Raw genomic sequence first — 25,884 nt, 5'->3', positions numbered from 1 at the left:
GAGCGCTGAGTGGTGGTGCTGGTTCAGCACCACCACCCAGCCGGGTACCCACCCAGCCCAAGCCAATCTCGGGCGCGCAGGATCATCGCATTCAGCACCGACAATCCCGCCGCTTCAGCCGCCGAGCTCGGCCAGGCGCTCCAGCACCCGCGGAGCGAGTTCAGCGGGCTTGAGCCGATACCGGTGCCACCGGTCGCGCGAGCCCGGCTTGAGCGAGGCGTTGAACCGCAGGCGTCCCCGGCTGTTCGGCGCGCCGGCCTGCGCGGCGAAGTCCTCACTCAACACCAGCCACGCCGTCATCAAGCGCGCCTCGGTGACGTCCACCGCGACGAACAGCAGGTCCAGATCGGGACGCGGCCGGAACGTCTGCGAGCGGACGAACGCCACGAAAGCCCCTGCCAGGACCCGTTTGCTGTCCGACATCCGGGACTTGACCTGCACAGCCAGCGTGGCAGAGCTGCCGCGCCGGTTGAACACCAAATCGACGCCTTCATCGTCCACCAGCGATGTGGCCGCATTCAGCTCACCGCGGGACGCGAGAATGCACGCCGACGCCACCAGGTACTCCACAGCCTTCCCCATCCGCCCTGCCGACGGGGACTTGTCCCGGTAGTCCTCCTCGGACTCGTCGGCATCCACGGCCTGCGTGGCCGGCTCGCTCACGTTCCCTCCCCGGCTATGACTGCCCACCTGCCGCGCCACTGCTCAACGTCGGCGGTGTGCACGCTGTGGTGCTTGCTGTCCGGATTACGGGGCCGTGTGCCGACCCGGTTCATGAACGCCGCATAGCGCCGCTCGACGTCCGCACGGAACCGCTCCGCGGGGATCACGTAGAACTCCGGCTGCTCTGGGATGAAGTCCACCAGCACCAGGACCTGGGTGTCGTCCAGCAGCGGCCGGGTGGCGTCGGAGACCTGCCACTCCCCTGTCCGGCGCGCGGTCACCTGCGCGAGTTTCCCGTCAAGACGCAGCCGGTAACGACGAGCTTCGGAGATCACCTCGGCAGGACGCCGGGTTCGGACGATCGCTTCGGCCACCGCGAGATGGGCGGCGACCGCGTGGACCTGGTCGTTGTTCAACGTGGACAGATTCACCGATGCTCCTTTGCCGCGCCGGGACGGTCATAGCAACCCTGCCGTTCCTGTAGGTAAGCGACGCGGGCTGTGTGGATAGTCGCCGGGCAAGGCGAGTTCGTTCCACACCGCAGATAACGATCAGCCGCGGCCGCCGAGCTTAAAGCCCGCTACGGCATCGTCACCGTCCTGTTCGACCAGCACCTCGACGACATGCGCTTCCTACGCGAAGGCCTGCCACAGGACGCCATCGCCAACGGCGGCGTTCCGCACGTCATCTAATCCCGCCGACCCGGCGGCGGTCAGTGACACCGGCGGCCAATCGGCGAAGTCGTCACACCCGATGTTCTCGGCCGGCGGCAGGGCATCCCGCAGTGCCCCCGTGACCGCGCGCGCCCACATGATGCGAGGCTACTCGTCAGAACAGCCAGTCCCTGGAGGTAGACAGTGGAGCTTCCCGGCCCCGATCACGACAGGATGCGGGCGGGCACTCAGCTGGAGGCGGCACTGGTTGTCGCCGCAGCGCCCGGCGGCGACGCCACCGCAGCAATCGAGATCGCCGATCAGATGGTGAACCGTGGGCTCGTGACGACTGGGCGCGGACAACTGCTGGCATCGACCTTGATGGAGCTGTCCCACCAGCAGATCACGACAACGGGTTCGACTACTGATCCATATGCGAAGCTGGCACATCACCTCGTCGCCATCGGCGTGTGCACACAGGCCGAACTCGAGACCGCTTTCATGGCGCGCGTGCTGGTCATGGGCGTGGACCAAGGCTGGCTGGAAGCTGCCTTGTATGACCGGCTGGAAGCCGCAGGGGGCAACGACCCGTCGTTCCGGGCGCTGTTGGCACGAATCGAACGTCGGTGAACGCTGAACCGTCAGTCCTGGCTTAGGCTCGTCATCCACTAACGATCCGTCCTCAAACGACGCGCGCACACCGACCACGGCAAAGGCAGCGTCCTCGCAGCCCGGGTCCATTGGCGCGTCGCCGAAATTCCCACCCTGTTCTCCGCCGTGGTTACTGAAGAACAGCCCAGCCTCTCACTCAGGCCGATGCGCAGTCGCCGACAGCGGCCCGCTCCTCCACCGCCAGCGGGCTTCCTGCTAGATCGTCTCGCCGCGACCAGCCACGCGTGGGAACGCGTGGCTGGTCGCCCACGCGCTCTGGCGCGTCACCCGCGACCACAGCGACGCCCTACCCGCGCTGCTCCGCCAGGCCCTCTGCACTCAACTCGGAAGCCACCGGCGAGCACGGTTCATCACCCTGGACTACCTCGGCGCGATCGGGCGCCCGTCGCCGTGACCCTGCCTGTCATCGACGACTTCCTCGCCCAAGACCGCCGGGATCCTCACCGGCCTCGGCAGCCGCACCGGAGCACGAACTCGCCGACGACCTGTACTGCCAGACCATCGCGCTGCGTGTCCGTGACCGGATCTCCCCAGGGTTGCGCTGGTCCGGACCTGACGAAAGGCTGGTCAGCGTGAGTCTGTCTTGGCGCTGATGTCGGCAAAGGTGTCATAGGGGAAGAAGACGGTGTCCAGACCGAGTCCCCGGGTGAAGCGGCTGTAGAGCCGCTCGACGACGGCCGGCGCCTTCACCAGCATTTCCTCGGTACTGGATTCGGTCACACTGGTGTAGGCAGATGTCTGAAAGGGACTGTCCGACGATCTGAAGGTGTTTGTCATGGCCAGCGTTGACAGGCAGCCCCGGAGGCCGGTGGCGTGCACACCGATGGTCCATGCTCCTCGGTAGCCTGCGTAGGTGTCGAGGATGCCCGCGGCCGTGGTCACGACCTGGTGCGCGAGTTCGAGGTGGTAGTTCGGCGAGATGACTTTGGCCTCCGCTCCCCTCCATTCGCGGGTGCCTTCACAACTGGACACCCGGAGTCCGCCGTCGTCCTCCAGCAGAAGCTGTACCGCATACTCCTCGGATGACACGGTTCGTTCATTCCTCCAGTCCGAGGACACCATGAGTCCGTCGGCGTGCGGCGTTCTGTGCTCGAGCACCTCTTGAAACACCCGCGAGTAGTTCGCGCGCCCAGGGAGGAACCCGCGCACCCACTCCACAGGCTGCTTCGGCGCGAGTACGTCGGTCACACAGGTCGTGGGGGGCATCACGGGCTTGGCATAGAGGTAGATATGCCCGAACCTGCGGGCGTCGGGAGGCACGGGATCGAACTCGTCGCTCATGGCCACCAGTTGGTGGGTGAAATCGTCGGCGCGGGCAGTGCGCTCGGCGAGCAACCGGCGTACCTCACTGTCGGCCAGCGGCCGCTTGCCCGTCGCACCCCGGCCCCAGTACCGATCCTCGACCATGTGCGGGGCGCTCGCCGAGGAATGCACGGTCACCAGCAGACAAGGCCGCTGCTCCTGCTCATCGCGGACCACGTCGACAACAACGTTCAGCAGCGGCTTGACCCGGTTCTCCGCGACCTGACCGATCCGGTCCCGCAGGCCTTCGGGGTCTTCGACTCCAACCAGGCCCGTCGAATCGCTGATCTTGTCGACGGCGCCGACCACCAGAAGACCGCCCTCGACACTCAGCGACGCGAGGTCTTTCGCCAATTCACCGCTGCTGTTCTTCCCAGCGGGGATGTCCTTCTTGTGCTCGACCCACTGGTTCTCTCCCAGCACACCGGCGTCCACCGCAGCACACAACTGCTGCCAGGTATCGATCTGCACAGGGGAACGCCCTGGGCCAACGTAGAACGAACGCGACGGTCGCATCACAACAGTCTGCCCGACTCCGCTCTCCCAGCGCGCTATGGTCGGCGCGCCGCCTCGCCAGCCAGCTACCTTGCCCGCGCGAACCCGGTCAGACGAGGCCATTGCCGGGCTGCGGCTGAACGGGCGACACGAGCATCTCGGCAGGTCGCCATCGGCGATGAGCTCCAACGGAATCACGGCCAGAAGAGGGCACGCAGTCCAGAGCGCCCGCACGATGAGCGCGAACGACGCCGCGATCCACAGAACACCGGGGATGGACGTGGACCGTCACTCTCGCCGCCATCCCACCACGACAAAGACCAGTAAACCCGGGCCAAAACAGCCGGCGCACCGGCACCGATACACTGTCCGACCGAACCTGTCAGTACCCGTTGGTACAATGAGAGCGTTCGTCGCTTGAGGCGAGGGTTCCCTCGGGCTGGGTTCTATCTATGCGTACCTGATCGCGCTAGCGATCATCCTGCTTTTCACTCACGTCGCCTCCCACATCAGTGCCAAACGGGCAGACAATGAGCGTCGAGGAGGTGGTCACATGACGCTTTTCATGAGCGTTGTACTCCTGACCGTGTCAGGAGTCGGATCGAACTGGGTAGCGGCAGCGCTGCCATCCTGGCCTGAAGCGACGAACTCCAGACTTGCTCCCTCCGGTCACTGACACGTGACGTCTAGCAGCGCGACCAAATCTGCCCCAGAGGATACGAACCCGCACGCCTGTCGTATTGGCCGTGGTGCGGATGACGACGAAGGAGCATGAGCTCACCCGCCGAGCGAACCGTCGGCCGGGCACGGCGGGCGGTAGTCCACGTCCGGAAGGTAGCGGTGCCAGTCGGCTTCGCTGATCGGGTCCGCGATCGCCGAGCACACGATCCTAGCCGCCTCCTCCGGCTGGAGCTGATCCAGCGGGGTGGCGGGAATGTGCCACAGCAGGGCGGCGTTGTCGTCGCCGCCCGTCATCAAAATCCGGCCGTCGGCGCCGAAAGCGGCCGTGACGGCGGGTGCGGTATGTCCACGAAGGACGGTGAACGTCGCGGCGGTGCCGTCCGGCTGAAGACGCCAGAGCCGCACTGTCTGGTCCTCGCTGGCGGTGGCGATCGTCCCGCCGTCCAGACTGAACTCTACCGAGCGAACGGTCCCGTCGTGTCCGGCCAGCACGGCGAGCTCGCGCGGCGCCGAGGGATCGACGACCTCCCACAGCCGCACTGTGCGGTCCTGTGCGGCCGTGGCCAGGATGCGGCCGTGGGGGCTGAAGGCGACCGAGACCACCGGCGCGGTGTGCCCACGCAGGATGACCGGCAAACCGGGATTCCTCGGATCAGCGATGGGCCAGAGCGCCGCCGTGCCGTCCCAGTTGGCCGTCGCCGCGAACCGGCGATCGCGGCTGATCACACCGGATACGACGCCGCCGTGACCTGCGGAGAGCGTCGCCAGTTCCTGTGGCTCGCGGCCCGTGCTCCACAGCTTCGCGGTCGCGTCGGTGCTCGTCGTGATGAGCAAAGTGTTGTCAGGGCTGAAACTCACCGAGTTGACGTCGCCGTGATGCGCACCGAGCGTGGCGACCGTGATGACGGCGGACGGATCGGTGATGTCCCACAGCAGCGCCGTGTGATCCCAGCCCGCTGTCGCCAGCCTGCGCTGGTCCGGGCTGAAAGCCACGCCGTTGACGTTGGCCTTGTGTCCTGAAAGGACCGCGGAGGCGCGGGGGCGACGACGTTCGGCGATGTCCCAGAGGATCGCCGTGCCGTCGTGGCTCGCCGTCGCGGCGAGGCGCGAGTCCGGGGCGACGGCCACGGCGTTGACATGGTCCCGATGCCCGGTCAAGCGGGTACCGAGTGGTAACGGAACGCTGCCCAGCAGGGCTTTCGTCGCTTCGTCGGTCGGTGAAAGCCGGAACGCGACCAAGCTCAGCTGCGCGGCCAGGCCGGGATTCGAGGTCCGGAGGCCGGCCGCCTTCCCAGCGGCGACCTCGGAAAGCGCGTTGTTGCGCTGTCCGGTCGCGTTCTGCTCGGCGTGTACCGCCACGACGATGAGCATGGTCGCGAACAGGAGCAGTACGCCCAGCACGGCGACCAGTTGTCTTGACCGGATCGCGTGCCGCCGCGCCGTGGCCAGCTCCGCTTCCGCGGCCGCCGCGCTCGCTTCGAGGAACTCGCGCTCGACGCGATTCACCGCGATATCGGCACGGCCGCGCCATTCGCGCGCGGCTTCGAGCGAGGTGCCGCGGTAGAGCGCCCCTGGATCACGATCCAGGGACTCCCAGATGCGGGCCGCTTCCGTGAGCCTGCGATGGATACGGAGACCTTCGAGGTCTTCGGCAAGCCAGTCCCGCAGCCTGGGCCAACCGCGAAGGAGGGCCTCGTGGGTGATCTCCAAGGTGTCGCGATCACGCGTGAGCAGCCGGATACCGGTCAGCCGGTCGACGACGGCGTGCCCGGCCGGCGTGAGGTCCAGCTCCGCGACCGGGACCCGCCGCCTGACATCACCGGCGCCCGTGCCTGTGGTCGTCAGCCGCAACAGCAGCCACCGCACCGTTCTTCCCTGCTCGTCGTCGAACGTCTCGTAGACCGCGTCGGCGGTCTGCGCGAGCGCGCCGGCGATCCCGCCTGCCGTCTCGTATCCGGCGAGGGTCAGCGTGTTGCCGCGCCTGCGGTACCAGGTCTCGAGCAGAACGTGGGACAGCAGCGGCAACGCGCCGGCGTCCCCGCTGGCCTGCTTGATCAAGGTGGCGAGCAGTGCCCCCTCGACGGCGAGGTCGCCACGGGCCGCGGGTTGGACGATCGCGCTGCGCAGCTCGGCGGCGGTCATCGGACCGACCGTCACCTGGGCGTCGCGCAGCGCCTCCACGAGTCCGGCGTGCCCGGCGCAATGGGCGTAGAAGTCGGCGCGAACGCCGATCACCACGCGACATCGGCTGTGCTGCGCGTGCGCCGCGGTGATGAGCAGGTCGATGAAGTGGTCGCGGTCTGCTTCCGTGGCGCCGTGCGTGAAGACCTCCTCGAATTGGTCCACCACGATGACGAGTTCGGGGTCATCGTCCTGCGGGCGCCGAACGATCCGCGAGAGGCCTCGCGGATCGCCGACGAGCTCGTCGCGCAACGCACCGGGCGACCCGCCGAGCAACGCGGCCAGCTGGATGGCGAGCTCTTCCAGCGGATCGTTACCAGGGGTGAAGAGGACCACCCGGCCGAGCCGCGGCTGAAGTCCCGCGCGCAGAATCGACGACTTGCCCGTGCCGGAAGCGCCGAAAACACCGAGAAACCGCTGCTCCCGCAGTTTGGCCTCAACCTCACCGACCAGATGTTCCCGGCCGAAGAACCGGTCAGCGTCCTCGGCCCGGAAAGTCGCCAACCCGACGTACGGCGGGTCAACGTCATTCCGCACCACCGGCACAGCCAATTCGGCGGCCAATTCGTGCCACCGTCTTTCCCACTCGCCGGCCTCCCCACCGCAACCGAGCACGTAGGCGAGAGTGATCTGCAAGCTGGGCAGCTTGCGGCCGCTCGCCGCGTCCGACAGCGCCGCGGCCGAGCAGTGTGCTCGCATACTCAGCACTCGATAGGTCGGCCTGCCCGCACTTTCCCGCAGTCGCCGCAGGTCGCTCGCGAACTTCACTACCCGGCTGTCGCCATCGGCCAGTGGCCGTTCCCGACGTGGCACACGTCCCCCTTTTCGGCACCAAAGCCGTTTGTACACGGTTTGTTGTTCAGCGTCCGTCGTTCGACCGTGAACAACACGATCGCAGTAGACCGGGACTACGACATCCGGCCCACCCGACCCCGTACCGCACCACTTTCTCCTGGGGGTTGAACCTGTGCTGAACCTTGACCTCGCCGTCGTTCTGGTTCTGAGCGGCACCCCCGCCGCCTCCCCCGCGGAGACCGTCGCGCTCATCGCGGGCCAGGGCGCCGGGACGTCAACCGCACCAAGGAGCGTTTCGGCGTGCACGGCACCGACCTCGGCGTTATGTGGCGAGACAGCCGCGGGCGCACGGCGATCGCGTTCGGGGACACCTACGGCCAGGGCTGGGGCGGACACGGTTCCGGACTCGAAAGCGCCGACCGGCGGCTCGACATCCTCGTCCACTCGTCCGGCACCGAGGTCTCCGACGGCCTGAGCATCGACGACATGGTCACCGACCGGCCAAGCCACGCGAAGCAGTTCCTTGGCCATGATCCGGCGGTCCCGGAGGTGACCATGATCCCGACCGCCGGGGTCAGCGTCGGCAGCCGGGGCTACATCCACTACGGGTCCGTCCGGAGCCGGGCGACAGGGGGCGCTGGACCACGAACTACGACGCGTATCTCGCGCGTGCGCCGGAAACGGCGTTGTCGTCCCTGCCTGCCTACGAATACTGGACGGCCACGGGGTGGCGGCCTAATCCCGGTGCGGCCATCCCGGTGCTCGCCGGCCAGACGAACGAACCTTCCGTGCAGTACAACGACTTCCTCGGCCGCTGGATCGCGCTACACCTCGACGAGAGCCGCTACGCGATCGTCTTGCGCTCGACACCCAGGGCCGACCGGGCCGTGGACCGGCGGCCAGGTCGTCGCGGCCGGGACTAACCACCCCGGGCTATACGGCGCCTTCGTCCACCCGGCGAGCGACGCCGACCTCTGTTTCGCGATGTCCGAGTGGGATCCGTACCACGTCCGGCTGCTGCGCCCGCGGCTTCCCGGACTCGCGATCGACCCGAATCTCGCACAGGACGGCGGGTTCGAGGACGCCACGCTCGGCCCCTGGCGGCCCGGGCTGGACCGCGGGCTCGGGTTCGGGCGCGGCAGTCGCGGGTTCGTTGTTCGCGGCTCCAGCAAGCGCGACGCCGCCGTGTCTGCTCGGCTGGGCATGCGTCCAGCCCGGATCGACCGGGACCGGGCCGGTCATGCAGACGCAGAACGAGAACTGGACGAACGTTCAGAACAGTCTCGGTGTCTCGGGGTTTTCCCTGGTGAACAACCAGGTGCCGGTGATGACGCCTGCGTCGCCGATGGCCCGCTCGGCACCGGCCGAACATTTTGCCTTTATCCAGGGGAAACCAGAATTTCGCCGTCGGACTTAGTCGTCCGTTCGGCGCATGGCTGATCCTTGCGACAGCCCGGACGCAATCGAGGAGGAACCATGCATCCGTCACTCAAGTGACCGGCGCGACGTCCGAAATCCCGCTCGACACACCAGATCCGGAAGGAAACCGTTGAGGACTTTCAAACGAATCGCCGCATCGATGTTCGTCATGCTCTTGGGCACCGCTTCACTGGTCGCCGCGCCGTCGACCGCGAACGCGGATGCCAGCTGCCCGTACCTGAGACTTTGCATATGGGATGGATTCAACTACAACGGCGCCAAAGAGTACCTTTTCGAGTGCAAGTTCATCAACATCGGCGAGTTCGGCTGGAGCGACAGGACGAAGTCGTTCAAGAACAACCAGTCACCAGGCACGGTGGCGACCTTCTTCAATTGGGATGGACAGAGATGGGTCTACCTTGACCGCTCCGTCGCTCCCGAATTCATCCCGGTCGTCAACTTTCCGATTCGCACCACGGACGCCATTCAGGTCTGCTAGAAGTCCACATTCACAGGGGCGATCCCGGCGGATTCCGCGTTGTCGACCCAGTGCCCGTGGCCGACCTCGCCGACGACGAAACGGTCGTCGGCGAGGTCGGCCGCCGCTCTTCAGCCGCCGGCACCCGGTCTCCGCCGTGCTACCACCGCAACCCGCCATGTGTCGCGACGGCGGTGTGGCTGAGTTCCTGGACGAAGAGCGAGACGTTGCCCGCCGCGACGTTGTTGCAGATCCACGACCGAGGCGGGTCGATCGCCGGGAAGTACGTCGAACACACGACACGCTGGCTCCCGTCGTACAGTTGCCATTGCGCGGTGCCTCCGCCGAGCACGTCCGCGTCGATGCTGATCGTTCCTCCGGTGAACCATTCGTATCTGGTGGCGCAGTTCCAGGTGTCCGTATCGCACCGTGGGTTGGCCAGCGGCCCGGCAGCCTGGCCGGCCGCGGCAGGCGTTGCCGACAGCACGGCGCCCAAGCCCGCGAGAACAACCGATACGGCCAGCGTCTTGAGTTTCGATACCATTTCGATCTCCTGTATGGCTGAGGAATCACCCGATTTCGGGGTGCTCATGCCAGGGAACCGCCACCTGGTTGTTCACGGTCGGCGGCGGAGGTCTGAACAACAACTCCCGAACAAGCGGTGGCACAGCACGCTGCCCCCGAACAGCCGCCCGAGCCTGAATCGGAGATCGGTCGACGGCGCACCCGATAAGCGCAGGTGAAGCACCCGGTCGCCCTGAATCACCGCGTCGGGATCCTCCAACAGGCGCTGTGCGTCGACCGACCCGAAGAAGGGCTTGCCGGACCCGAACACCACCGGTACGGCGTCCATGCGCACCTCGTCGACGAAGTGGAACGGCGCCTCGGGGCCCAGCCCTCGGGCTTCGGCCGGTACACCAACTCGCCCAGCAGCGCAGAAGCTGACAACTGACTGCCGTCTCCACTACCCCGCCCCCGCTGCGGCCGAGCTAAGTTTCGCTAGGAACAGCACTGGTCCAGCTCTCGCGCCGGCCGGTGATATGCCTGACCGCCTTCCTCATGCCGCGAAGCCGGGGCTGCATGCACCGCCACGTTATTGGCGGTATCGGGCCGGGCTACACGGCGCGGCCTGCCGAATGTAGGCCCGGACCATCGTGGTGGGCAGCTAGATACCACCTGCAGCGACAGCACCCTTCGCGTGGAGCGTTCGTCGAAGGTCGCGTTCGACCCGGCGCTCATCCGGTCCGAACAGCTCATCCGCCGGTGCCGGGCGTAGTGGTTCGTCGGCTATGGCGTCTCGCAGGAGCGGCAGAAGTTCGCTGCCACCGCGGTAGGTGTGGATGGTGCGCGGCCGGGCGAGGTCGACCTGGTAGCCGCCGCCGGGAAGGGTCCTCACCTGGCAGCTGCCGAACTCCGCTACCGCGGACACGGAACCTCGCCTGGTTCCCGCCGGGACCGGATCGCTAACTTTCGCCGGCACTACGCCGTCGAAAGCCCGTCGGACCGTCGGTGAGGCTAGAAACGGGCATGCCACCGCCGCGTACAGCATGCAGGCGTGGTGCCCGGGAACTTCGTAGGTGGTGAAAACCCCCGCTGGTTCGGCGCCACGCTTGAGCGCATAGCTGATCCATTTCGCCGCCGGCGCGTCCACGACATGCCACACGTTCTCGTCGCCCATCGACAGGCCACAGATCGAGCAGAAGTTCCGCACCGCGCATAGCAGCTGCCGATCGCCGGACGCCTCCCGGAACACCGGTTCACCCCTGTCCCCACGGGGTGATTGCCGGGATCGGGATCCCGCGCGCGTCGCGGGGACGTCGCGCCACCGCGGCTGGCGTGGGGATCTCGCTTGCGTGCACAGCCTCAGGATGCACGACTGCGGCCGGCTGCGGTGAGCGGCCCTGCCTTGTCCCGGAGGGAAGCCTCCTCAGGAGGTGGACGATCTGCTGGGTGTGAGACCGCGGACGGTGCTGGAGCCGTCGCCGGCCGCTCGCGTGAAGCGGTCTCATCCGCTCGATCCGAGCTTAGGCTCCAGCGCGGCGGCTAGCTGTCGGACGGTCGCCACGGTGAAGCCCAGTGCGGTGCCTGCCTCCCCATGGTGGTGTGGCGTCGGAGTGGCCTGCGAGGACTTGTGCGATGTGCGGCAGGCCGCTGAGGATGGCGTCGGTGATGAAGACCGTGCTCACGGCTCGACTTTGTGCAGCGGCAGGATTTCGAGCCTGCCGCGCAGGCAACAGTCGAGCACCGCCACGCCCTGGATACGTGTCCACGATCGGCACGCCGTGGCCAGCGTCGCTGGATCAGCGAGGCCGGGTAGGTCGGCGTCCTCGATCTCCTGCGCGAGCAGTTCGCCGGGCTGTTCCAGCCAGACAGCGTCGATGACGGTTCCCCGCACGAGGTAGGCCACCGCGTCCCACTCCCCCGGGGCGAGTGGGGGAACCCCGGCGATCTCCAGTGCCAAGACCCGGGAGAGCGTGTCCTCGGGCAGGGCGAAGCGGGAATCAGGCATGTCCTCGCGGGCGTTCTTGATCGCCTGGTCGACGGCGCCGACACTGATCCCCAGGTGTGCGGCGACCGCGGCGCGGCCGCCACGTCCCACGGCGCGCACCGCGGTGGTGATCGCTGCGGCACGGCGGGCCGGGATCACCTCGAAGCGGGTGCGGTCGATCTCGGCGAGCTCGCGGTCAAGGACCTGCTGCCACGTGGACTCCGGCATGGTGCGGCCTTTCTGAATCGTCAGCAGGGCGACGGCGAGGCATCACGCAAGCCGCGCAGGTAGTCCTCAAGCCCATCGATCACCGCGTCGGGCTCACCGGAACCATCCCGGAACTCCGCAAGCAGCCGCCGCGCGGTCGCCGCGATCGCCTCGTCGGTGGTCGCCCCGGTAATCCCGGCTTCCTCGGCCGTCCACATCTCGCCGATGCTATCCACGTCGTAGACGGGCAGCAGGCCGGCGACGTCCCGATCGTCGCAACGGGGCAACAGCTCGGCAATGTGCTCAACGGCGGCCAAGGCGTCCGTGTCAAGCCGGATAACGGTGTTGCTGCCGTCCCACACCTTCTCCGCTCCGGCCATGACCCGCTCGGCTAAGGGCGCGACCTGAGCGAGCAGTTCGTTCACCGCGTCACCAGTCAGCAGCGGAATCTCCCAGTGCCGTTCGAAACCGTGGTACACCTCCGGAGAACGACCCCCGTCGACGTTCGCGTCGTAGTCGGCCCACAGGCGCCCGCTGATCACGTCGAGAGCGATGTGCACGGGCTGCGGCCCCTGCTCGCCGCAGTACCAGTGCAGTAACTCGTCCTGCGCGCCACAATCGATGATCGCGATCTTGACCATTCCAGCTCCTCCCAAGCCCGGTTGCTACAGTTGTAACTATAGCAAGCTACAGTTGCAACTGTAGTTTCTTCTGCTTGAGCAATGTCGTGCTCTTTCGACTCGACGCCCGAACATGTTGAACGGAACCAGACATGCTTCTCAGCGAGAACCCGCGGTGAAGGTGGTGTCGATGGACGCGCGGCAGGCCTCATCGCGTCGCTCGTGGACGAGATCGATCGTGAGCGGGGCGAGAAGTTGTACATGCGGCGAGCGGAAGCTGCGGCGCGGACGGACGCGATTGCAGGGAGAGATCCCGGCGTCGATAATTGCTGCCCGCTGGAACGGGAGCCGGGTGCAGGCCTTCGCGGTGATCGACTGTTGTCTGCGTTCCGACCTCGTCCCGTTCCCCACCTTAGTCGACACCAGCGCGGCCGCCGATGACGGCTGGTCGCGTCGGCGGGGTTTGAGCCATTTCAGTTTCTGTCACGCCGGTTCCCGTGTAGTGGACAGTCCGGCGCGACATACCTCGTTCCCGCTACCCACAACCCAAGGACGGGCATGACCGCTAAGTTCTCACCGTTCAGGCCACCTATCGACCTGTCAGGCTTGCCGAACTTCACAAAGCCGCCCCATCGTCCCCGGCACGCGGTGTTCGTCGGCCGGGTGTCCACTAAGGACAATCAGAACCCTGCGACGTCCATCCCGCGGCAAGTCCTGTATGCCTCCGCACGTTTGGAAGAGGGAGAGGAGTTCGCCGCGTACTTCTGGGACGTGGAGTCCGGGATGCTCCCTCCGAACCTGCGCGGCCTCGGCTCCCAGGACATGTACGACGCGCTCGACGTTCCGGTCCCCCGGGACGGTGGCCTGCAGGATTTGGTCGAGCGGGCCGAGGAGATGGGCGTGACCCATGTCCTGGCCGAGCGTTCCGACCGGCTCGCTCGTGCCATGCTGACCAGCCTGGTCGTGGAGCACGAGCTCGAGCAGCTCGGTGTGGAAGTGGTGTATGCCAACGAGCCGTCGGGCGGGACCGAGTCCGGCAGGCTACGCACCCGCCGGTACGGGCAGGTGGAAGCGGAGATCTACCGGACGACCATGCTGGAGATGTCGATGGGCGGCCAGGTCCAGCACGCCGTCAACGGCTGGAATCACGGCTACCCGCCCTACCCGTATATCGCGGTGATCGATGAGACTGCCCCACACCAGCAGAGCGGCCGGTTCGGCGAAGCACGTCCGAAGAAAAAGCTCGCGCCCCATCCCGACCCGCGCCGTTTCGATGCCGCCCGCGAACTACACCGGCTGCGACGTGAGGAGTACCTCACGACAGCGGACGTCATCAAAGTCTTTGCCGCGGACCCCGACCGGTACCCGATCGAAGGACGGTGGACCGACAACCTGGTGGAAGGGTTGATCGCGAACCCGAAACTGACCGGCTACCAGGTCTACAACCGGAAAGCGACCCGCACCGGCCGGCCCGGCATGTCCCGGATGAACCCGCTCTCGGAATGGGTCTGGTCACCACGTATCACCCACGAGCCCGTCATCAGCCTCGACGAGTGGAAGGCTGCGCAAGAAGTCACAGCAGGGCTGAAGGCCGGGGCTGCCGAGTTCCGTTCGCTCCAGAAGTTGCGGGACGCGGTAAGAGAGCTGGGGCTCACGGTCACCGTGGTGCGCGGCGGTGGCACGCACATGCTCTATCAAATCGGCGACCGGCAGGTCGTCCTGCCGGCACCCGTCCCTGATCCGGTCCTCAACCAGGTTGTCGCCGACCTGCGGACGAAACCGCGAGCGCGACCATCGAGTGCCATGCCCGCAGGCACAACGACATGTGGGTAGCCAACGTCCCCCAGCACAGGGTGTACGGGTGGGGCCGGACATTGAAAGCGTTGCGCGACGACCTCACGCACGGGCTCAGCCTGATGGGCGTGTGCGCCGACGTCACGATCACTGTCGTCAGTCCGGAGTTGGATCGCCTGCGGCGCGCTGAGGCCGCCTACGACACCGCGCTGGCGGACGCCGTGACCGCCCTGGCTGCGCAGGGGAGCACGATCCGAGACACCGCCCAGGCGACTGGAGTGCCCATCGCCCGAGTAGAAGCCCTGCACGCCAAGCCGCCAATTCCGCCGACTCGATGCCGCAGGAAACGCACACCGTGAGACGGATAGGCCCTTCGCGTCACCCCTCGCGACCTTCCTCAGGCCTCCGCAGCGCGAGTCGCCCGACAATGCCTGAGGCCGCATGTTACCCAGGTCCTGACGATGCCCAGCTCTGCAAACACCATCGAATCGCACGGACGACGACTCGTGATCGCACAAGGCGCCGGATAGTCCAAGCCCGTGCATGGCACCGTGCCGTCGGCGCGTCACCCACCGACGTGTCCGATGCGCATCAGAGCGGAGCCGCAGACCGCAGGCGGACCCCCGAACGCCTGGCCGCAGGCCTGTCTTCAACCGGGTTCGGCCTGTCAGACCGCGGTGCCGGTGCGCCGGGCGAAGTCATGCAAACCCGGCAGCCGGTTGGCACTGGGGTGGCTCAGCAGGGTGGCGGTCATTGTCGTGGTCGGTTTGCGGTAACGGACCTCGTCGGGCGAAGCGTGTTCGGCGGCGAGCAGCGCGCGGTAGCAGTGTTCGGGTTTGCCCCACTGGTCATAGGCGCGGGCGACGTCGACCCAGTAACGGGCGCGGCGTTCGGTGCTGGGGATGCTGGCCGGGTTGATCCGGCGGGCGTGCTCGATCGCGGTGCCGGAGTCGCCCATGACGCGGGCGATGCTGAGCTGATAGAGCCCGACGCCGGTGGGCCCGAAGCTGGTGTAGCGGTGGTCGGCGTCGGCTCCGAGCCGGGTAGCGGCATCGACGGCTTCGGCGATGAACGTTTCAGCGGTGTCGCGATCGCCGTCCGCGGCGGCGGTGTAGGCGGCGGTTTCCATCAGGGACCCATACACCGACAGCTGATCGGGTGTGCGCAGGTCGGGCTGGACGGCGAGCGCGGTATCGATCACCATCTGCTGGGCGGTGTCGCCGTGCCCGGCACGGCGCAGCACGATCGCCCAGACCCGCCGCGCGGTGGCCTGGGTCAGCAGATCACCACTGGCGTCGGCGGCCTGCGACGCGCGGTCGGCGACAGTCCAGGCAAGCCGGTCGCGGCCGGTTTTGATCGCGAGGTCAGTGGTCAGGGTGTAGAACTCGGCGAGCTGGGCGTGCGCCGCAGTGGCGGTGTCGCCGGGGCGCGGATCAGCGCGGGTAACCGTCGCAGCGGCGATCAGGTCGGGCAGCCGCGTGGCGACCTCGCCGTAGCGGCCCTCGGCGAACACGGACCGAGCGACGGCAACGGCCCACCGGAGATGGGCTACTTCCGTTGGCGCGCCTGTGGTCAGCGGCGGGGCCAGAAGTGCTCGTTCCAGCACTGAGATCGGGTCGCCCGCCAAGGCTGCGGCCGGGTTGCGTCCGGCGGTGCCGAGGACCGCGCTGCCGGCGAGGGCGCCCATCCCCGCGAGCAACGTGCGACGACGCATCGGGTCGTGCTCCTCCCACACCGGCATCGGATCGCCGCTCACCCTAGGGGCTGCGGTGGCGCCGGGCCGGGTGGACACCCCGGTGGAGTGGTCGACAGTGAGCCCGAAAACCTCCACCGGCAGGAACAGTGCCCGGGCGAGGGCACGCAGAGTCTCGACGTCACGCAGCGGGGTGCTGCCGGTTTCCCAGCGGGAGACCTGGCTGCGGGAGTAGCCGCACCGGCGCGCGAGCTCGGCCTGGTTCCAGCCGGCGGCGGTTCGCGCGATCCGCACGATCTCGCCGGGCGTGTGCTGCTGGCGTGTCAGGACCGCGACGACCCCGCGGTGCGCGGTCGAGGGCATCGGACTCCTCCCGGGAACGTCCACCTCAGCCGTCCCACCGTAACCGATTTTTCGCCGGGTCAAACGGATGTGCATGACATGCACACCACGCGCGGAAGCCGCACAGTCCCCTGCCCGCCGGTGACCGGTGGCGGTTGTGTGGCACAGGCCTGAGCAGCCGCACCCGAGGAGGGCTTTCCGCGATGTATCAGTCGACGTTCCCCACCAGCCCGCAACTGGAAGCCTACCTGCGGTCCGGCCGGATCATCTCCGACCACGAGACCGCACAGGACATGATCACCCGCATCGTCGCCGCGCTCGAGCACGCCGACGCCCGCTTCGACCCCGACGGGGCGGCCGCGTTCGCCGAGCGTCTCGGCTGGGCGTGCGACACCGAACGGATCGTGTTCTCGACGCCGATCATGACCAACGCCGGGCGCTACGTCGACCGGCCGCTGGCCGCGTGCGCGGTGCCACCGGTGGACTTGCGCGGCGATCTCGCGAGCGTCAAGACGATCGTGGACGACTACCACCGGGCCGGGATGGGAACCGGGTTCGCGCTCGACGAGCTGGACGATCCGGTCGGGGTGCTGCGCTATCTCAACGACATCGCCGTGACCGGCGCGAACTCCGGGCACGAGGACCGGCCGGTCGGGAACATGGCCATCCTCGCCCTCGATCACCCGGCAGCTGAGCAGTTCATCGGCTGCAAGGTCGGCGCGGACGCGCGCGGCGAGGCGTGGAAGTTCAACATCTCGCTGCACGTCACCGACGCGCAGATGCGTGCCGCGCTCGGCGGTGCCGGTCGGGAACGGGACCTGTTGATCGCCGCGGCGGAAGCCGCGCACGTCTGCGCGGATCCCGGGCTGTTGTTCACCGACCGGATGAACGAGGGCAACCCCACGCCCGAGGTCGGCGCGTACGTCTCGACCGCGCCGTGCGCGGAGGTCGGGCTGGTCGCCGGGGAGACCTGCCAGTTCGGCTATCTCAACCTCGGCCGCTTCCACACCGGGGACGCGACCGTGCCGGTCGACCTCGGCGCCCTGGCCGACACCACCCGCCTCCTGGTGCGAGCGCTGGACGACGCGATCGAGGCCAGCCTGGCGCACTACCCGTCACCGCTGTCGGCGCGGGTGATGGGCGCCAAACGCAAGATCGGTGTCGGGGTGTGCGGCCTGGCCGATCTGCTGCTCGCGGCCGGGCTCCCCTACGACAGCGCCGAAGGCCGCCAGCTGGCGCGGGAAGTACTCGCACTGGTCAACTACACCTCCAAGCTAGCCTCCGTCGACCTCGCCCGCACCCGTGGCGGCTGCCCGGCCGTCGCCGGCGGCCGGTCCCGCTACGCCGACCCGAAGTTCCTGCGCCGGTTCGCCGAGCTGGAGGTCGACAGCGTGACCCGCGGCGACTGGGCCGCCCTCGCCGACGAGATCGCCGCCACCGGGCTGCTGCGGAACTCCTCCACCATCGCGGTGCCGCCGACCGGCCGCTCGGCGCCGGTGGTGCGGGCCTCGACCGGGATCGAGCCGCTGTTCCGGCTCTCGGACGACCTGCCCGGGCAGCAACGCGCGGGCGTCGCGGCCGCGCTGACAGCCGCGGGCCGGACCGACGTGCTCGGGTTCGTGGCCGAGCACGGGCGGCTCCCGGGCGACCCGGCACTGCCGCCGCGGCTGCGCGCGGTGCTGGCGACCGCGACGCAGATCAGCCCGGCCGGGCACCTGGCGATGGCGTCCGCGGTGCAGGCCTGCGTCGACGAGGCGGTCTCCAAGACGGTGAACCTGCCCGCGACCGCGCGCTCGATCGATGTGTACGACACGTACGCCACCGCGTTCGAGCTGGGCTGCAAGGGCATTACCGTATACGTCGACGGATCACGCGACATCCAGCCGCAAGCCCTCGCCACCGCGTCCGCCAGCTGAGGAGACCTATGGCCGCCCCATACGTGTTCGACACCAAGCACGACCGCTACCCCCTCGCCGTGCACGTCTTCCTCGTCCAGGAGATCGATCGCGGACACGAACTGGCGGACGAACGAGTGCTGCTGATGCGGCGGGCCGGTTCCGGCTACGCCGACGGGCAACTTGGGCTTCCAGCCGGGCACGTCGACCTCGGCGAGACACCGACCGCGTGCGCGGTCCGCGAACTCGGCGAAGAACTCGGCATTGAGGTCCGGGCTGTCGACCTGATCCCGGGCACCACCTGGTTCCGGATGTCCCAGGAACCTCGGGTGGATATCTTCTACACCGCCCGATCGTGGACGGGCACACCGGAGATCCGCGAGCCGCACAAGTGCACCGAGCTCGTCTGGGCCGACCCGCACGCTCTGCCCGCCGACGCGCTCGAGTTCCTGGCCCCGGCGTGGAACGACGCGCAGTACGGACGCGTGCTGCGCGAGTACGGCTTCGCACCGGCGTCGGCGTAGCCATGAACCGAGCGGTTCGCCCGGCGACGCACTAGCTGACGTCGACGTCTCGCTTGGCGCGAGTAGCACGCAATCCGACCAGAGAAAAGGCTTTATGAATGGCGAACCGCTTGCCAGCGAGTCAGTGGCGCGGCCGCGCTGATCGAGCCCAGGCAGCCGCTCGCGATTCAGGTCGCGGCTGTGGCCCTCCTGCTCGGCGCCGCGCAGATCAGGGCGCATTCGCGAAGCATCGCGTGGGTCGCTGGTGAGCAAGACCAGGCAACAGTCTAGGGCTGGGCCGAGTTATGCGGGTGTGGTCACCACTACTGGGATCAGGGCGAGTGAGATCATCTGGTCGGCGTCGTGGGGAGATGCCAACGTGTAGTCCCGGCGCCGGGCAGGCTGATCGGACAGAGTCGCAGGCTTGCACTGACGCCTTCGGATGCAGGCGTCTGCGGTCTCGATGACTGCGCTCGCGTTCTTGTTCTTGATAAACAGGATGATGGCCGCCTTGGTGTCCCGCCAAACCAGGTAGCCGAGTAGTTGATCGATGGCCTTGTTGAACTCTTCCTCTCCCTTCCAGAATTTGCATTCGCCGATAAAGGCGTTGCGACCCTGGTGGCGAACCAGGATGTCGGTCTTCCCCTTCCCGTTGATGGCTTCTCCAGCGACAAAAATCTCTTCCCCGCTTTCATGTTCATAGTTGGCGTTGAGCATGAAGTTCATCCAGTCCCGCAGGGTGGGTTCGTCAGGTATAAGTCCCTGGGCGCTTAATGGTCGCCGTTCGAGTGCGTGGGCGAATCGGATGATCGTGTCCACGATCTGCTCATAAACCGTTCTCGAAAGTCGCCATTCATCCTGCCCAGCCGACCCGTGCGCGACCTTTTGCGGCGCTACTGGCCTCCGAATAATCGGAATCTCCAGTGCTTCAGTCGGCGGAACCTTCTTGATTGGAATGTCGAGCGCGGCAAGGAGAGCGCCACTTTGGCTAAGGCGTCTCCGCCGCCGGGCCAGTCTGCTGAGTACCACCTCCTTGATCTGGCGTGTGGCTACCGCAATGTCGCTATTGATCGCGGCAACCCACTCCCGAACGAGAGTAACCTGCCCGTCGATGTCTTGCTTGAGCCTCTCCGGCGACTGGCCTGTCAAGAAGGTCAGCACAACCTCCGACTCTGTCGTCTCGCCATAGACGGCCGCGCGGGGTCGATTGCGAGGTGCGCTGTGCAGCAACGCAGTGTGCCCTTGAAACGGGATGTGTACGTCGAGCACGACAACGGTTCCGCCGCCCTGACACTCGGCGATTTGAATCTCGCGTTGTCGTGCGTATAGCCCGCCAGTGTCGAGGTTCAACGGTGAGAGCACATGCTCAGCGACGATCTCCTGCGCAAGCATTTCGTTGCTGTGTGCCGCAAGCTTCTCGCTTGGCATCTTGTCAGCGGCTTGCGGGGTCTCTTTGATGTCCTCGTCCAGGCGCTGTTGAAGGTCATGCTTGCCGAATAACTGTTTCTTTTCCTCGCGGTAGAACTGCATTCGTCCCCTTCGATGCCTGTCTTGAGCCCACTCATCCACGCCGCTCTCCGATCCCGCCAAGCCCGCCCGGCCAGGGCCCGAACCCGAACCGACAGAACCGATCGAGGACCACCTCGAACATAGCCGTTCTGAGGACTGAGGGTGCCGGTGCGGCGGCCGAGACCATGCGGTCCGATAGGCCAACATCGTCTTTGGCCCGGGACCTCATTACGCAATCACGCGGCCCAGGGGCCGGGTCGCACCGCCAGGAAGCCGAGCACTTCCGGCAGTCGATCGTGGTCTAGCCGCTGTCCTGGCTGACGCGCCGCACGGGGGCGACCGGACGGTACTGGAAATCCGGTTCGGACGGCAGCGGGACGAACCGCTGGCGAGCGAAGAACGCACGGGTCTTGGTCTCTTCCCCGGGTGTCGCGCCGATGCGCAGGACCAGATGCGAGCAGCCGGCGCTGGCCATGTAACCGTCGAACGCCTGTACCAATCGCGCCCCGGAAGATTGTTCTCCGGGGTCGCAGCGATGATCTGGGAGCATTCCGACGATCTGGATGAATCCCGTCGGTCCCTCCAGGCCGAACCGGCTCTGCTTCTTCCACTGACCGGAGAGAAACCCGACGGGTTCACCCTCGCACCACGCGACGAAGCACACCAACCCTGTGATCGTCCACGGCCTCGCGTGCTTTCGATAGTCCACCTCAGCAAGAGGGCGGTACTCCTGCAGGCGCTCGAGCAACGCGGTGACAGCGGGATCCTCCTCGCCCCGGCTCGCGGGTCGGTACTCCGTGGGCTGACAAGGCATGGGACCCATCCTTCCGCAACGAGGGCCCGGCGCCGCTGGGGTCTACGGGCATCGAAGGTCTACGACGACTTGCTGGGTGAGAGCGGGAGCCGTGCCGACGGTGGGAACGAACCGCGCGGTACCGGCCTCGACCACGATCATGCCGCCGTGCTCGAACCCGATCTCACCGTCGATGTCGACGCCGAGGTCGTTGAGCGGCCGGCCCAGAGGCCCGGCAGGTCCTCCGTGCTGCACGTACGTGCTCCAGGCGGCTCGCGGGAACCACACGTAGCGGCCGTTCGGGGTGGTGACCAGAGCACCGGGCTCGTACTCGCCCCGGGTCAGCAGCACGACGTGGGCGTCTCCGCAGGGGAACGGGGCGGATTGGGGGTAGCCGAGCCTCTTGGCGGCGAGATTCCAGTGTGGCTCGGTGTGCCCGCGGTAGAAGTCGCCGGACACCACGATCACGGTGTCCGGGTCGATGGACATCAGCCGTGCCGGGGCGCCGTTGAGTAGCAGATCCTGGCTTAGGCCTGGGCCCCAGTCGTGCACCAGGCCTTGTTCGGGTCGCGGATCCGGGCACCCCAGCTTGGCGCGGCCACCCTGCGCGGCGTAGGCGTCGAGCCAGGCCTGCCGGTGGACTCGATGAGACGCGACACCGGTGTAGGCCACGCCGATGTCGTCGCAGTCCGGCGCCGACGGCGGGATCATCTGCCCTGTCAGCTCATGGAGCACTGCACCGGCGGCTACCACGGCCACGATCGCGACCGCGATCTTGGCAATGCGCCTCCGCGAAGGTCTCAGCCGGGACCGCTGTCGTGGCCTGGGTGCCTCGTCGTTCTCGTCAGGGGCTGGCGGCCCGTTCTCCGGGGCAGGTGCCTCGATGGCTGCCGCGCGGTCGAGCGCCGGTGCCGTGTTCGATGCCGGGCTCGGATCCGATACGTCGACGGGCAGTTCCGGGGGGTGGCTGGGGACCGACTGGCCCGCTCGCTCGGCGGCAGCCCGGGTGGTGATCCAATCGTGCTCCCAATCCGGCACCGGGACGCCGCAGGCATCGATGATCGCCTTGGTGGTGTCCCACGTCGGAAGGCGTTCCCCGCGTATCGCGGTCGCCGCTATGGAGCCACTGATCTTGGCCCGCCGCGCGATGTCGGCTTGCCCGCGCATCCCGGCGGCCTCCGTGAGCTCGCGCAACCGGTGGGCGAACAGGTCGGTCGGGGTGTCCCCAAGTTCTCGACGCGGACGACCAGGTCGACGGGCCACCATCACTCCACAGGGTTTAGTGGTTTGTTTAACTTCCTGACCAGGCTTTTTAGTGTGGATCTTTCTCGTTACAACGAAAGTGCGCCGCCATTCGGCAGCGTGTCCCCGACCCTCTCCGGCGTGTCCGAGGGCGTCGCGGACAGCACTTCGACAACGGAGAATCATCCATGGTTACCACTCTTGGCCAGAACACCGGCCCCAGCAGAGCGCGGCGCCACGCCACGGCGCTCGCGGTCAGCGCACTCGGGCTGATGCTCGGTACCACCGTCGCCACGGCCGCACCCGCGTCGGCCACCGACAGCGGTGCCGCCGGCGCGGCGCAGGCAGCCGGTCCGATCACGGTGTCCGGCGGAGGCGTCGACATCAACGGCTGGTGCGTCGCGCGATACGGCAATCCGTGGCACGCCGAGCTTCGCGGCAACAACGCCAACAGCTGGGTCTGCCAGTGGGGCCAAGACACCGCTGCCTGGCAGGCAGTCGACATGTACGCAGCCTGCCGCCGCACCTACGGGTCGGGGAGCACAGCCGACTACACCAACTTCTACAACCCCTACTCCTGGTACTGCACCTGATCCGGGAGTCCATTGGGTGCCTGGCCGTCGTTTCGGCGGCCAGGCACCACCCACACGACGAATTCTTGAAGGAGAACCATGACCAGGGCGACCTTGCTCGTCACCGCACTCGCCGCCGCCGCGGTCACGGCACTGGCCGTGATCCCGGGCTCCACCGCGAACGCCACCACCGGCTACCACGTGTTCAACACCGGCATCGGGATTTACCCGCGCACCGCACCCACCATGAACCCCGCCGCCCGCACCGGCACCGCGCTCGCCGACGGCACCACGCTCTCCATCGCCTGTCAGACCACTGGCGAGCCCATGCACGGCAACGCGATCTACAACCGGCTCGCCGACGGCACCTACCTGCCCGACTACTTCACCTACACCGGCGTGGACGGATTCGTCCCGGCCCTCCCTCGCTGCGACACCCCGCCCGCCAGGCCGCAGAACCCGCAACCGCAGGCACCCCAGCCGCGGCCGTTCGGCGCGGCGTGCGCCCCCACCATCCTGCTGGCGGTCCCCGGCAGCATCGAAACCAGCACCAGCGCCCGCAGCGACCAGCACCGCGGCCTGCTCGCCCATGTGACCCGCCCGCTCGCCGACCGGCTCGGCGGGAAGCTGCGCGTGCACTACGTCAACTACCCCGCCAAGCTCGACGGCGGCTACTTCGCCAGCAAGGACGCCGGATACCGCGCCGCGTGGTCCGCGCTCAACACCTACGCCGCCGCCTGCCCGGCGAGCACGTTCGCGCTGCTCGGGTACTCGCAAGGCGCGCACATCGCCGGTGACCTGGCCGCCACCATCGGCAAGGAGTCCAGCCCCGTCCTCGCTCAGCGGCTGACCGCGGTCGTTCTGCTCGCCGACCCGGCCCGCAACCCCGGCGACAACACCCTCGGCACCTCCTTCCCCAGCATCGGCGCCGCCGGCGCCCGCAACGGCTTCGGCGACGCCACCAAAGCCGTGATCGGGCTCTGCACCGACTTCGACCCGGTCTGCAACGCAGCACCGCCCTACGCCGCACCACTCACCGCCGCGCTGCTCGGCCAGGCCGCCCACACCAGCTACGCCACCCGGAAGCTCGACGGCAGCAAGACCTTCACCGGCTGGCTCGCCGACTACCTCGCCGTCACGCTCAACTAGGCCGCCGAATAGTGAGGCCATGAGGGTGGCCACGGTCGTGATCCGGCCGTGGCCACCCGGAAGCGACTCCCGTCGGCCCCGACTCGGGTCCGCTCCGGCGCAGTTGGCCCGCAGACACGGGTTCCTCTAGGGGCTCGCAGGTGAGGACTGCCATCACTCGCACTACTAGCCTTGCCTCATGAGCGACGCCGAGCCCGATTCCCAGACGGTTGACCAGTTCATCGTCTACGGCGCGTACGGCGAGATCATGCACCAGTTCCAGCTCCTCGAGCTGACCCTGTGGGGATTCCTCGCGCGCAATCTCAAGAGTGGCATCACCTTTGACCAGGGCGTGGCCAAGGTCGAACGATGGGACGCCACCACCTTCGGCAAGCTATGGCGGGGACTCCGCACCCAGGACCACTGGCCGGCGGGCCTGGTCGCCGAGCTCGATCAGGCAATCGAGGCCCGCAACTTCCTTGCTCACCACTTCCTGCGGGAGTACTTCCTCGTCGTCCCCTCTGAAGAGCACCGCGAGGACGCTCTCACCCAGCTTGCGCGAACAGGCGGCCGACTTGACGCTGTGATGGCCCGACTCGACGAACATGCTCGCGCGCTGGGGCTGCCCGATGATGACGAGCTGGACGAGCAGACTCATCAGGCGATCGAGGCATTGCGGCCCACGGGCTGGTTCACGGCATCCTCCGAAGCGTCAGACGACCAGTCTCCCAACCCGGCTGCTCGCCCGGAAGCCGAACCGGATGCGGAGACCGGCGGGCACGACGCCAGATCCGGGGCTTCCAAGTACAACCTCGGCCAGCCTCACTCCTCCAGCGCCCAGTCGGCCGAGGAGCGCGTCCTCGACCGCATGAGCGAGGAACAGATCCAGCGGTTCATGCAGAATTTCCACGATGTGATCGTGCCCCAGCTGCTGCACACCGCGGACACAGTGCGCGGAACGGCGGCAGGACTGCAGTCGATCACCACGGCCCTGGCCGAGTTCTACTCGACCGCGGCGCTAATCAGAGACGCCTGGTCGCACCAGATCCTCAATGTCATAGCTCCGGCTTTGCTCGACCTGCCCCCAAAGTTGATGCGGGCGACCGGGCCGCCCCACTGGAAGGACCTCACCGACGAGGAGCTCAGGGCCGTGCGTATCACCGCGACCGCCGGCATGCCCGTCACCTGGATCCCGCGCACCTCGATCCTGCGCGAACTGCTCACCGCCGACGCGGCGGACCAGCTCACTGTGCTCGACACCCACGCCGCCGCCATCGTCGACGACTGCGAGGCCGCCGTCAGCCAGACCCGGTCCGGAACGTTCGCGACCCTCGCCACCTACACCGAGGAAGCCATCCTCACCTACCAGGCAGGCCACACGGCCGCCGCTCAAGCCCTCGCGGCCAGTCTCATCGACACTCTCCTGCGCACCACCTTCTACAAGCCCACCTCCAAGAACTTCCAGTACGGCAAGGTGCGCGCCGCGATCACAGAGCAGCCGTCCCTCCTGCCACAGGTGATCGCCTGCCTGCCGGTCGCGAACGCCCTTGAAACCTTCCACGGCCACATGCAGGTCCCCGCCACGTTCAACCGGCACGCGTCCGCCCACGCGGTCGGCACCGAGCAGTACACCCCCGCCAACGCGCTCGTCAGCCTCATGCTCGCCACGTCCCTGCTCCGCCAGGCCCACCACGCCGCACATGAGGCCCCGGAGGATGACGACCTCGCGTGAGCACCTAGCGGGGAGATCGTCGTGGTG

Annotated in this window: 22 protein-coding genes and 3 pseudogenes; 12 read left to right on the top strand and 13 right to left on the bottom strand. The window is 67.5% G+C overall.

Annotation, left to right across the window (positions count from 1 at the left end; translation table 11 throughout):
- Nucleotides 1–114: 114 nt before the first annotated feature.
- Both ACLJQ7_RS02905 and ACLJQ7_RS02900 read right to left on the bottom strand, forming a co-directional pair.
- Nucleotides 115–663 carry a hypothetical protein gene (locus tag ACLJQ7_RS02905; protein WP_410646553.1) on the bottom strand — a complete coding sequence of 183 codons (549 nt, stop codon included), beginning with the start codon at nucleotides 661–663 and terminating at the stop codon, nucleotides 115–117.
- Entirely contained in the window at nucleotides 660–1,094 is a 435-nt protein-coding gene (locus tag ACLJQ7_RS02900; RefSeq protein WP_410646552.1) for a hypothetical protein, read from the bottom strand. The genes ACLJQ7_RS02905 and ACLJQ7_RS02900 overlap by 4 nt, the downstream gene beginning before the upstream one ends.
- 426 nt (nucleotides 1,095–1,520) lie before the next feature.
- Here ACLJQ7_RS02900 and ACLJQ7_RS02895 point away from each other — a divergent pair, with 426 nt between their 5' ends.
- Complete coding sequence (locus ACLJQ7_RS02895) at nucleotides 1,521–1,946, top strand: hypothetical protein (RefSeq protein WP_410646551.1); 426 nt, start codon at nucleotides 1,521–1,523, stop codon at nucleotides 1,944–1,946.
- 609 nt (nucleotides 1,947–2,555) lie between these two features.
- Here ACLJQ7_RS02895 and ACLJQ7_RS02890 read toward each other — a convergent pair.
- Both ACLJQ7_RS02890 and ACLJQ7_RS02885 read right to left on the bottom strand, forming a co-directional pair.
- On the bottom strand, nucleotides 2,556–3,761 hold the full coding sequence (locus ACLJQ7_RS02890) for a helix-turn-helix domain-containing protein (RefSeq protein WP_410646550.1): 1,206 nt from the start codon (nucleotides 3,759–3,761) through the stop codon (nucleotides 2,556–2,558).
- 801 nt (nucleotides 3,762–4,562) lie between these two features.
- Nucleotides 4,563–7,460 carry an NACHT and WD repeat domain-containing protein gene (locus ACLJQ7_RS02885; RefSeq protein WP_410646549.1) on the bottom strand — a complete coding sequence of 966 codons (2,898 nt, stop codon included), beginning with the start codon at nucleotides 7,458–7,460 and terminating at the stop codon, nucleotides 4,563–4,565.
- A gap of 267 nt (nucleotides 7,461–7,727) precedes the next feature.
- Between ACLJQ7_RS02885 and ACLJQ7_RS02880 the strand changes: the two are divergent.
- The 4 genes and pseudogenes from ACLJQ7_RS02880 to ACLJQ7_RS02865 all read left to right on the top strand — a co-directional run.
- Nucleotides 7,728–8,051: pseudogene (locus tag ACLJQ7_RS02880) on the top strand (DUF4185 domain-containing protein); the annotation flags it as partial.
- Nucleotides 8,052–8,101: 50 nt separating this feature from the next.
- Nucleotides 8,102–8,365, top strand: a pseudogene (locus ACLJQ7_RS02875) (DUF4185 domain-containing protein); the annotation flags it as partial.
- 317 nt (nucleotides 8,366–8,682) lie between these two features.
- Complete coding sequence (locus tag ACLJQ7_RS02870; protein ID WP_410647018.1) at nucleotides 8,683–8,859, top strand: hypothetical protein; 177 nt, start codon at nucleotides 8,683–8,685, stop codon at nucleotides 8,857–8,859.
- Between the two features lie 162 nt (nucleotides 8,860–9,021).
- Nucleotides 9,022–9,360, top strand: coding sequence for a hypothetical protein (locus ACLJQ7_RS02865; RefSeq protein WP_410646548.1), 339 nt, complete (start codon nucleotides 9,022–9,024; stop codon nucleotides 9,358–9,360).
- Between the two features lie 139 nt (nucleotides 9,361–9,499).
- Here ACLJQ7_RS02865 and ACLJQ7_RS02860 read toward each other — a convergent pair whose 3' ends face one another.
- The 5 genes and pseudogenes from ACLJQ7_RS02860 to ACLJQ7_RS02840 all read right to left on the bottom strand — a co-directional run bounded on the left by ACLJQ7_RS02860 (nucleotide 9,500) and on the right by ACLJQ7_RS02840 (nucleotide 12,675).
- Nucleotides 9,500–9,931, bottom strand: a complete 432-nt coding sequence (locus tag ACLJQ7_RS02860; protein ID WP_410646547.1) for a hypothetical protein — start codon at nucleotides 9,929–9,931, stop codon at nucleotides 9,500–9,502.
- Nucleotides 9,932–10,056: 125 nt separating this feature from the next.
- Nucleotides 10,057–10,299, bottom strand: a pseudogene (locus ACLJQ7_RS02855) (dihydrofolate reductase); the annotation flags it as partial.
- 205 nt (nucleotides 10,300–10,504) lie between these two features.
- Nucleotides 10,505–11,092: a hypothetical protein gene (locus tag ACLJQ7_RS02850; protein WP_410646545.1), complete on the bottom strand. Its 588-nt coding sequence runs from the start codon at nucleotides 11,090–11,092 to the stop codon at nucleotides 10,505–10,507.
- A gap of 429 nt (nucleotides 11,093–11,521) precedes the next feature.
- Complete coding sequence (locus ACLJQ7_RS02845) at nucleotides 11,522–12,055, bottom strand: hypothetical protein (RefSeq protein ID WP_410646544.1); 534 nt, start codon at nucleotides 12,053–12,055, stop codon at nucleotides 11,522–11,524.
- A gap of 20 nt (nucleotides 12,056–12,075) precedes the next feature.
- The gene (locus ACLJQ7_RS02840; protein ID WP_410646543.1) at nucleotides 12,076–12,675 is read right to left on the bottom strand and encodes a hypothetical protein; all 600 of its coding nucleotides are present in this window, start codon (nucleotides 12,673–12,675) and stop codon (nucleotides 12,076–12,078) included.
- A gap of 801 nt (nucleotides 12,676–13,476) precedes the next feature.
- Between ACLJQ7_RS02840 and ACLJQ7_RS02835 the strand changes: the two genes are divergently transcribed.
- Together ACLJQ7_RS02835 and ACLJQ7_RS02830 are read left to right on the top strand one after the other, a co-directional pair.
- A complete protein-coding gene (locus tag ACLJQ7_RS02835; protein WP_410646542.1) occupies nucleotides 13,477–14,487 on the top strand; it encodes a recombinase family protein in 1,011 nt (336 codons plus the stop codon).
- A gap of 50 nt (nucleotides 14,488–14,537) precedes the next feature.
- A complete protein-coding gene (locus tag ACLJQ7_RS02830) occupies nucleotides 14,538–14,807 on the top strand; it encodes a hypothetical protein (protein ID WP_410646541.1) in 270 nt (89 codons plus the stop codon).
- 308 nt (nucleotides 14,808–15,115) lie between these two features.
- Here ACLJQ7_RS02830 and ACLJQ7_RS02825 read toward each other — a convergent pair whose 3' ends face one another.
- Nucleotides 15,116–16,504, bottom strand: a complete 1,389-nt coding sequence (locus tag ACLJQ7_RS02825; RefSeq protein WP_410646540.1) for a helix-turn-helix domain-containing protein — start codon at nucleotides 16,502–16,504, stop codon at nucleotides 15,116–15,118.
- A gap of 182 nt (nucleotides 16,505–16,686) precedes the next feature.
- Here ACLJQ7_RS02825 and ACLJQ7_RS02820 point away from each other — a divergent pair, with 182 nt between their 5' ends.
- Nucleotides 16,687–18,399, top strand: a complete 1,713-nt coding sequence (locus ACLJQ7_RS02820; RefSeq protein ID WP_410646539.1) for a hypothetical protein — start codon at nucleotides 16,687–16,689, stop codon at nucleotides 18,397–18,399.
- Nucleotides 18,400–18,407: 8 nt separating this feature from the next.
- Nucleotides 18,408–18,902 (top strand): NUDIX domain-containing protein, encoded by a 495-nt coding sequence (locus ACLJQ7_RS02815; protein WP_410646538.1) that lies wholly within the window; start codon nucleotides 18,408–18,410, stop codon nucleotides 18,900–18,902.
- 282 nt (nucleotides 18,903–19,184) lie between these two features.
- Here the strand turns inward: ACLJQ7_RS02815 and ACLJQ7_RS02810 are convergent, their stop codons facing one another.
- The 3 genes from ACLJQ7_RS02810 to ACLJQ7_RS02800 form a co-directional block, all read right to left on the bottom strand.
- A complete protein-coding gene (locus ACLJQ7_RS02810) occupies nucleotides 19,185–20,411 on the bottom strand; it encodes a hypothetical protein (protein ID WP_410646537.1) in 1,227 nt (408 codons plus the stop codon).
- Nucleotides 20,412–20,691: 280 nt separating this feature from the next.
- Nucleotides 20,692–21,138, bottom strand: coding sequence for a GNAT family N-acetyltransferase (locus tag ACLJQ7_RS02805; RefSeq protein WP_410646536.1), 447 nt, complete (start codon nucleotides 21,136–21,138; stop codon nucleotides 20,692–20,694).
- 108 nt (nucleotides 21,139–21,246) lie between these two features.
- Entirely contained in the window at nucleotides 21,247–22,449 is a 1,203-nt protein-coding gene (locus ACLJQ7_RS02800; protein WP_410646535.1) for a helix-turn-helix domain-containing protein, read from the bottom strand.
- A gap of 164 nt (nucleotides 22,450–22,613) precedes the next feature.
- Here ACLJQ7_RS02800 and ACLJQ7_RS02795 point away from each other — a divergent pair, with 164 nt between their 5' ends.
- The 3 genes from ACLJQ7_RS02795 (at nucleotide 22,614) to ACLJQ7_RS02785 (ending at nucleotide 25,857) form a co-directional block, all read left to right on the top strand.
- A complete protein-coding gene (locus ACLJQ7_RS02795; RefSeq protein WP_410646534.1) occupies nucleotides 22,614–23,018 on the top strand; it encodes a hypothetical protein in 405 nt (134 codons plus the stop codon).
- Between the two features lie 78 nt (nucleotides 23,019–23,096).
- Nucleotides 23,097–24,146, top strand: a complete 1,050-nt coding sequence (locus tag ACLJQ7_RS02790; protein WP_410646533.1) for a cutinase family protein — start codon at nucleotides 23,097–23,099, stop codon at nucleotides 24,144–24,146.
- Nucleotides 24,147–24,324: 178 nt separating this feature from the next.
- A complete protein-coding gene (locus ACLJQ7_RS02785; RefSeq protein WP_410646532.1) occupies nucleotides 24,325–25,857 on the top strand; it encodes a hypothetical protein in 1,533 nt (510 codons plus the stop codon).
- Nucleotides 25,858–25,884 lie beyond the last annotated feature (27 nt).

The sequence above is a fragment of the Amycolatopsis sp. cmx-4-54 genome (assembly GCF_046548895.1).
In the GTDB taxonomy this organism is placed as follows: Bacteria; Actinomycetota; Actinomycetes; order Mycobacteriales; family Pseudonocardiaceae; genus Amycolatopsis.
This window is presented reverse-complemented; position numbering and strand designations above follow the sequence as displayed.